Here is a 6929-nt window from a genome sequence, read left to right as displayed (position 1 = left end):
CACCCGCGGCCGGAGCAGCGCCACCAGCAGCCGCCGCAGCCGCGGCCTTCTGCTCTTCGGCGTAGCCGGACGGCGGCACGATGGTGACCAGCGTCGCGTCCTCGCGGGTCAGCGACTTCACGCCCTTGGGCAGCGTGACCTCGGAGAGATGCAGCGAGTAGCTGATCTCGAGGCTGCCGACGTCGACTTCGATGTATTGCGGAATGTTGTCGACCGCGCACTCGAGGTCGAGCGCGTGGGTGACGATGTTCACGGTGCCGCCGCGCTTGATGCCGGGGGCGGTTTCCGCGTTCACGACGTGCAGCGGCACGCTGACGCGGATGGTCGCGCCTTCGCCGAGCCGCATGAAGTCGACATGGAGCGGGAAGTCCTTCACCGGGTCGAGGTGGAAGTCGCGCGGAATCACGCGGTGCTTCTTGCCCTCGAGGTCGATGTCATAGATCGTGGTCAGGAACCGGCCCGCCAGGATGCGCTGGCGCAGTTCACGATCGTCGACCGAGATGGTAACGGGGGGCTGGTTGTCTCCGTAGATCACTCCGGGAACTCTCCCGGCGCGACGCTCTGCCCGGGCGGCCCCCTTGCCGCTCTTCGGACGCGCGGTCGCCTTCAATTCCTTGACGGTCGCCATAGCGTTAAGTCCTTGTATTTAAAAAGTTAAAGGCCGCAGCGCGGCCCATGCTCAGGTCCACAGCAAGCCTCCAGGGGTGCGGGGGCCGCGGACGTGGCGGGCTTTTAGCCCCAAAGGGCCGAAATGACAAGGAAATGAAGGGATTTTTCTTCGGTTTACCGAGGGAGGATCGTAGCCCGAATGGAGCGAAGCGAAATCCGGGGCTACCGCCTCAGCGGGGCCAGCCCCCGGATTGCGCTTCGCTCCATCCGGGCTACGCGGCGTCCGTCAACCGGCTGAACCGCCCAACTTGGCTTCCAGCGCGGCGATCCTCGCCTTCAGCGCCTCATTCTCCTCGCGCGCCAGGCGGGCCATGTCCTTGACCGCGTCGAACTCCTCGCGCTTGACCACATCGAGGTCGCGCAGGATCCGTTCGGCCTGGTTGCGCATGACCGTGTCGACCTCACGCTTGACGCCCTGGGCAGCGCCCGCGGCATCGTTCATCAGACGGCCGATCTCATCGAAAAACCGGTTGCTGGTCTGGGTCATCTGGCAAAACTCTCCGAATTCACTGGCTTGCGCAAAAGACAATGGCGATCCCCGCCATCCGGTTCAAGTCCGCCGCGAATGGCAGACCTCCCGGGCGCTTGCCTTGTCATGCTCCGGTTTCCTTGCAATCGTATGAACTCACAACAGAAATCGCACACATAACGCGAGCAGAAACGCCATGATCGAGCAGACCGTCGAGATCCCGACCAAGGACGGCAAGACCACCACCTTCATCACCCATCCCGAGCGCGGCGGCCCCTTCCCCGTCGTCATCTTCTACATGGATGCGCCCGGTATCCGCGAGGAGCTGCGCGACATGGCGCGCCGGCTCGGCACGTCAGGCTACTATGTGATGCTGCCCAACATGTATTACCGCTCCGGCGCGATGGAGCTCGGCCCGATCAATCCCGATCCGGAATCGCCCGAGCGCAAGCGCATGTTCGAGCTGATGCACTCGCTCAACATCCCGCTGGTCATGGAAGACACCAAGGGCCTGCTCTCCTATGCCGAGACGCAGAAGGCCGCCAACACCAGGATCATCGGCACCGTCGGCTACTGCATGAGCGGCCGCTATGCCGTGAACGCGGCGACGCATTTCGCCGATCGCGTCAAGGCCGCGGCCTCGGTCTACGGCACGCATCTGGCAACCGACCAGCCCGACAGCCCGCACCTCGCCGCGCAGAAGACCAAGGCCGAGCTCTATTTCGCCTGCGCCGAGACCGACATCTACGCGCCGGCGGAGATCATCGAGCAGGTGAAGACGGGCATGAAGGGCTCGAACAACGAGGTCGAGATCTATCCCGGCACCCATCACGGCTTCGCCTTCCCCAAGCGCCCGGTCTACGACCGCGACGCCGCCGAACGCCATTGGGAGCGGCTGCTCGCGCTCTATCGCCGCAACCTGATCTGAGGCCCAAAGAAAACGGATGGCGGAGGCCGCGCGCATTCGAGACTACCGAAGCTCCGACGCCTATGAGGTGAACCGGCTTGCGGTGACAGCCTTCGAGCAATTCCGCGACGCCTTCGACGACTGGCCGGCGATGCGAGCCGGCCTGTCAAAAACTTCTGAATTGAGTTCCGGCGGCGAGATCATCGTCGCCGAGCTCGGCGACCGACTTGCCGGCGCGGTCGGCTATTTTGGGCCCGGCGTCAAAAAGGCCGCATTCTTCGATCAGGCATGGCCGGTCATTCGCATGCTGGTGGTCGACCGCGTCGACACAGTCGACAGGGGCAAGGGACTCGGGCATGCGTTGACATCGGAATGCCTCGCCAGGGCGCGGCGCGACCGGTGCCGGACCATTGCGCTTCACACGAGCCCCATCATGACGGTCGCCTAGCCGATGTATCTCAGGATGGGCTTCAGCAAGGTGCACGACGCTCCGCCCATTCATGGCGTGCCCTACGCCGTCTACACGAAAGCGCTCTGATCCCGATGCCGTTCCTGCTGATCGACTTTCCGGTGTTCAACCCCGTCGCGCTCGCGCTCGGGCCGATCGTGATCCGCTGGTATGCGCTGGCCTATATCGTCGGCATCGTGCTGGGCTGGATCTACGCCCGCTCGCTGATCAAGAAGCAGCGGCTGTGGGGCGGCCCGGCGCCGATCACGCTGCCGCAGCTCGACGATTTCATCCTCTGGGTCACCATCGGCATCATCGTCGGCGGCCGCACCGGCTACGTGCTGTTCTACAACCTGCCCTTCTTCATCGCGCACCCGTCCGAGATCCTGGAATTGTGGAAGGGCGGCATGTCGTTCCACGGCGGCTTCCTCGGCTGCGTCGCCGCGGTGATGCTGTTTGCCCGCCGCAACAACATCCCGATCCTGTCGCTTGGCGACATCACCACCGCGGTCGCGCCGATCGGGCTGTTCCTCGGCCGGCTCGCCAATTTCATCAACAGCGAATTGTGGGGCCGTCACGCCGATCCAAGCCTGCCCTGGGCCATGATCTTCCCCAATGGCGGACCGCTGCCGCGCCATCCGAGCCAGCTCTACGAGGCCGGACTCGAGGGCATCGTGCTGTTCACGGCGCTGGCGATCATGATCCGGATGGGGGCGCTCAAGCGGCCCGGCCTGATCCTCGGCAGCTTCATTGCGATCTACGGCATTGCCCGGATCATCGGCGAGCATTTCAGGGAGCCCGATCCGCAGCTCGGATTCCTGTGGGGCGGATTAACCATGGGGATGCTGCTGTCGGTGCCAATGATCATCGTGGGCGCTATCATCATCACGGCCGCCATCCGCCGCAGGGCGAACGGGCCGGCGCCGAGTTCAACGTAGAGCAAGTGCAAGCCAAGGAAGGCCGTGAGCGAACCCTCCCCACTGCTGGATGAGATCAGGAAGCTGATCAAGCTGTCCGGGCCGATGCCGGTCTGGCGCTACATGGAACTGTGCCTGATGCATCCGCGCTACGGCTACTATTTGTCGCGCGATCCGCTCGGCCGCGAGGGCGATTTCACCACGGCGCCCGAGGTCAGCCAGATGTTCGGCGAACTGCTCGGGCTGTGGAGCGCCTCGATCTGGCGCGCGATCGGCTCGCCGGACACGCTCCGCCTGATCGAGCTCGGGCCCGGCCGCGGCACCATGATGTCGGATGCGCTGCGTGCGCTGCGCGTGCTGCCGCCGCTGTACCAGTCGCTCAGCATCCACCTCGTCGAGGTCAATCCGGTGCTGCGGGAGAAGCAGCACGCCACGCTGACCGGCGTGCGCAACGTCACCTGGCACGACAGTATCGACGACGTGCCGGAGGGGCCGGCGGTGATCCTCGCCAACGAATATTTCGACGTGCTGCCGATCCACCAGATGGTCCGCCGCGAGACAGGCTGGCACGAGCGCTCGGTCGGGATGGATGCCAATGGCAATCTGTATTTCGCTCCCGCGCCCGAACCGACACCGCATTTCGAGGTGCTGCTGCCGCCTCTGGTGCGCGCCGCGCCGCTCGGCGCGGTGTTCGAATGGCGACCTGACAGCGAGATCATGAAGCTCGCAACGCGCCTGCGCGACCAGGACGGCGCCGCGCTGATCATCGATTACGGCCATCTGCGCAGCGACGCCGGCGACACCTTCCAGGCGATCGCGCGCCACAGCTTCGCCGACCCGCTGAAGAACCCGGGACAGGCCGACGTGACGGCGCATGTCGATTTTCAGGCCCTGGCGCGGGCCGCCGGGGATGTCGGCGCGCGCGTCCACGGGCCGGCGACGCAGGGCGACTTCCTCAAGCGCCTCGGCGTCGAGGCCCGTGCCGCCGGACTGATGGCGAAAGCTTCACCCGAGGTCTCCGCCGACATTGCCGGTGCGCTGAAACGCCTGACCGATTCCGGACGCGGCGGGATGGGCTCGATGTTCAAGGTCATGGCCATCTCCGATCCGCACCTCACCTCGATCGCTGGCCTCAGCGATCAGCCTGACGAGACCGAACAATGACATTGGGATCACCGCTGCTGTCGGCCATTCCGGGCCTGCGCCACGCCTTCTTCTCGCGCGAGGGCGGCGTCTCCGAGGGTATCTATGCCGGCCTCAACGGCGGGCTCGGCTCGCACGACGATCCAGCCAAGGTCGCCGAGAACCGGCGGCGGATGGCGGAGCAGCTCGGCGTGCCGCTCGATCACTTCATCAGCGTGCACCAGGTGCACTCGCCTGACGTCGTGGCGGTGACCGGACCATGGAACGGCGCGGCGCGCCCGAAGGCGGACGCGCTCGTCACACGCACCGAAGGGCTTGCGATATCGGTCACAACGGCCGATTGCGGCCCGATCCTGTTCGTCGACCCCAATGCGCGCGTGATCGGCGCGGCGCATGCCGGCTGGAAGGGCGCGCTGACCGGCGTGCTGGAATCGACCATCGATGCGATGGAAAAGCTCGGCGCCGAGCGTGGCGGCATCGTCGCCGCCATCGGCCCGCTGATCCGCAAGGAGTCCTACGAGGTCGGAAACGAATTCGTCGAACGCTTCATCGAGGCCGATGCCGAGAACGGCATGTTCTTCCTGCCAGCCGAACGCGACTGCCACGCGATGTTCGATCTCGCCGGCTTCATCCGGATGCGGCTGGAAAATGCCGGCGTGCTGATGATCGACGACCTCGGTATCGACACCTATTCCGACGAGCGCTGTTTCAGCTACCGCCGCTCCGTGCACCGCAAGGAAGGCGATTACGGCCGTCACGTTCACGCCATCACGCTGGAAGGCTGACGCCGGGCGCCTCTACCGTTTTTGTGCGACAAGCGTCTTGACTCTCCACCTGCTGGAGACCGGACAAGCGGCGCATGACACAACGCACCTACAGCATCGGCGAGGCGGCGCGGCTCAGCGGGATTTCCGTCCGCAGGCTCCGCTTCTATTCGGACCAGGGGTTGCTGCCGCCGGCCGGCCGCACCGCGAGCGGCTATCGCGTCTTCACCGACGACGAACTGGTTCGCCTCGACCTGATCCGTTGCCTGCGCGATGCGGGGCTCGGTCTCGACGCGATTAGTGAGGTCCTGACCAAGGAGCTCTCGCTGGTCGAGGCGCTGAAGCTCCGCCTCGAAACGCTGGAAGCGGAGATCGCGGCGCAGCGCCGCGTCGCCTCGGCCCTGCGGGCGGCGTTGCGTTCGCCGCAACTCACCGAAGCAGATTTGAGGAGATTCCTGACGATGACGCAGCTGTCCCGCACCGAGCGCCGTAACGTCGTCGAACGCTTTTTCGAGAAAGTTTCCGACGGCATCAACATCGACCGGAAATGGGTCCGGCAGATGATCGAGACGACGGTGCCCGAACTGCCCGATGATCCGACACCCGAGCAATGCGATGCCTGGATCGAGCTGTCGTCGATCCTCAACGACCCCTCCTTCATCGCCAAAATGCGCGCGAACGCCAGCGACGCCTGGGATCGCGACGCCTTCGATATGGAGGCCTGCCGGGCTGCAAGCGACGCCATTGTGCGCGAGGCAAAGCAGGCGATCGACGACGGGCTCGAACCAACGTCTGACACCGGCAGCGCGATCGCGCGACAATGGCTGGAAGCCTCGGCCCGATTGATGGGCCGGCAGCCCGACCTGGATTTCCGCAACTGGCTTCGCGCCAAATACGCCCAGCATGACGACCGCGCCGCACGCTATTGGGAGTTGGTCGCTATCATGCGGGGGCAGCGGCCCGACAGCAGCCCAAACCGGGAATGGGCCTGGATCGTCGATGCCATGCGGCATCATCTCGCTGACTGACGAGGAATTCGATCCTGTCCCCGCGCGGCGCTCGACCGGTCGACTGTTAAGTGCTGTGGCCGTCCTGCCCTAGACGTTAAGCCGTTTTAACGATATCGCAGGACGCAATGAGGGAAGCGTCAAACCACCAGTTTCAAACTGGGACAGTCGTGCGTGCCGCGATCACAGCCACATGGCTGGCGATTGGCTGCGCACTTGGCGGATGCGCGGCCGGCGACAACGTGGCCTACTCCTACGCAATGGCGACGCCTGCGAGCGGCGGCGCAACCGTCGCGTTCGAATCAATCGACGGTCCGCCGCCGCAGGTCTTCGACCGCATGGTCGGCGTGCTCGACAGCGAATCGAAGCTGCGCAGCCTGTCGATCGTGTCGCGCCAGGGCACCGCGGCCTATCGCGTGCGCAGCTATCTGTCGGCGCAGGTGGTGCGCGGCCGCACCATGATCGCGTGGGTCTGGGACGTCTACGACAGCAACCAGCAACGGGCGCTCCGGCTGTCCGGCGAAGAGCCCGCCGGCAAGGCCGGCCGCGACGCCTGGGCCGCCGCCGACGATCTGGTGCTACGCAAGATCGCCCAGGCCGGCCTC

The 6929-nt window shown here is 65.3% G+C and carries 9 protein-coding genes; 7 read left to right on the top strand and 2 right to left on the bottom strand.

Annotation, left to right across the window (positions count from 1 at the left end):
* The coding region (locus H8B02_RS43730) for a 50S ribosomal protein L25/general stress protein Ctc (protein ID WP_229171974.1) at nt 1-628 on the bottom strand (628 nt) is incomplete at its 3' end.
* A 267-nt stretch (nt 629-895) separates the two neighbouring features.
* Nucleotides 896-1156: an accessory factor UbiK family protein gene (locus H8B02_RS43725; protein WP_038388183.1), complete on the bottom strand. Its 261-nt coding sequence runs from the start codon at nt 1154-1156 to the stop codon at nt 896-898.
* A gap of 178 nt (nt 1157-1334) precedes the next feature.
* Here H8B02_RS43725 and H8B02_RS43720 point away from each other — a divergent pair, with 178 nt between their 5' ends.
* The 7 genes from H8B02_RS43720 to H8B02_RS43690 all read left to right on the top strand — a co-directional run.
* Nucleotides 1335-2066 carry a dienelactone hydrolase family protein gene (locus tag H8B02_RS43720; RefSeq protein ID WP_229171973.1) on the top strand — a complete coding sequence of 244 codons (732 nt, stop codon included), beginning with the start codon at nt 1335-1337 and terminating at the stop codon, nt 2064-2066.
* A gap of 16 nt (nt 2067-2082) precedes the next feature.
* Nucleotides 2083-2493 (top strand): GNAT family N-acetyltransferase, encoded by a 411-nt coding sequence (locus H8B02_RS43715; protein ID WP_229171972.1) that lies wholly within the window; start codon nt 2083-2085, stop codon nt 2491-2493.
* A 95-nt stretch (nt 2494-2588) separates the two neighbouring features.
* Nucleotides 2589-3431, top strand: a complete 843-nt coding sequence (gene lgt, locus H8B02_RS43710) for a prolipoprotein diacylglyceryl transferase (protein WP_212313401.1) — start codon at nt 2589-2591, stop codon at nt 3429-3431.
* An 84-nt stretch (nt 3432-3515) separates the two neighbouring features.
* A complete protein-coding gene (locus H8B02_RS43705) occupies nt 3516-4574 on the top strand; it encodes a class I SAM-dependent methyltransferase (RefSeq protein ID WP_229171975.1) in 1059 nt (352 codons plus the stop codon).
* Nucleotides 4571-5338: a peptidoglycan editing factor PgeF gene (pgeF, locus tag H8B02_RS43700; protein ID WP_229171971.1), complete on the top strand. Its 768-nt coding sequence runs from the start codon at nt 4571-4573 to the stop codon at nt 5336-5338. Before H8B02_RS43705 ends, pgeF begins: the two co-directional genes overlap by 4 nt.
* A 74-nt stretch (nt 5339-5412) precedes the next feature.
* A complete protein-coding gene (locus H8B02_RS43695; RefSeq protein WP_229171970.1) occupies nt 5413-6345 on the top strand; it encodes a MerR family transcriptional regulator in 933 nt (310 codons plus the stop codon).
* Between the two features lie 107 nt (nt 6346-6452).
* Nucleotides 6453-6929 (top strand): hypothetical protein (locus H8B02_RS43690; RefSeq protein WP_229171969.1); only part of this gene is annotated, 477 nt, incomplete at its 3' end.

The organism is Bradyrhizobium altum, assembly GCF_020889705.1.
In the GTDB taxonomy this organism is placed as follows: Bacteria; Pseudomonadota; Alphaproteobacteria; order Rhizobiales; family Xanthobacteraceae; genus Bradyrhizobium; species Bradyrhizobium altum.
Note: the sequence above shows the minus strand (reverse complement) of the source record. Positions and strands in the feature narration are given on the sequence as shown.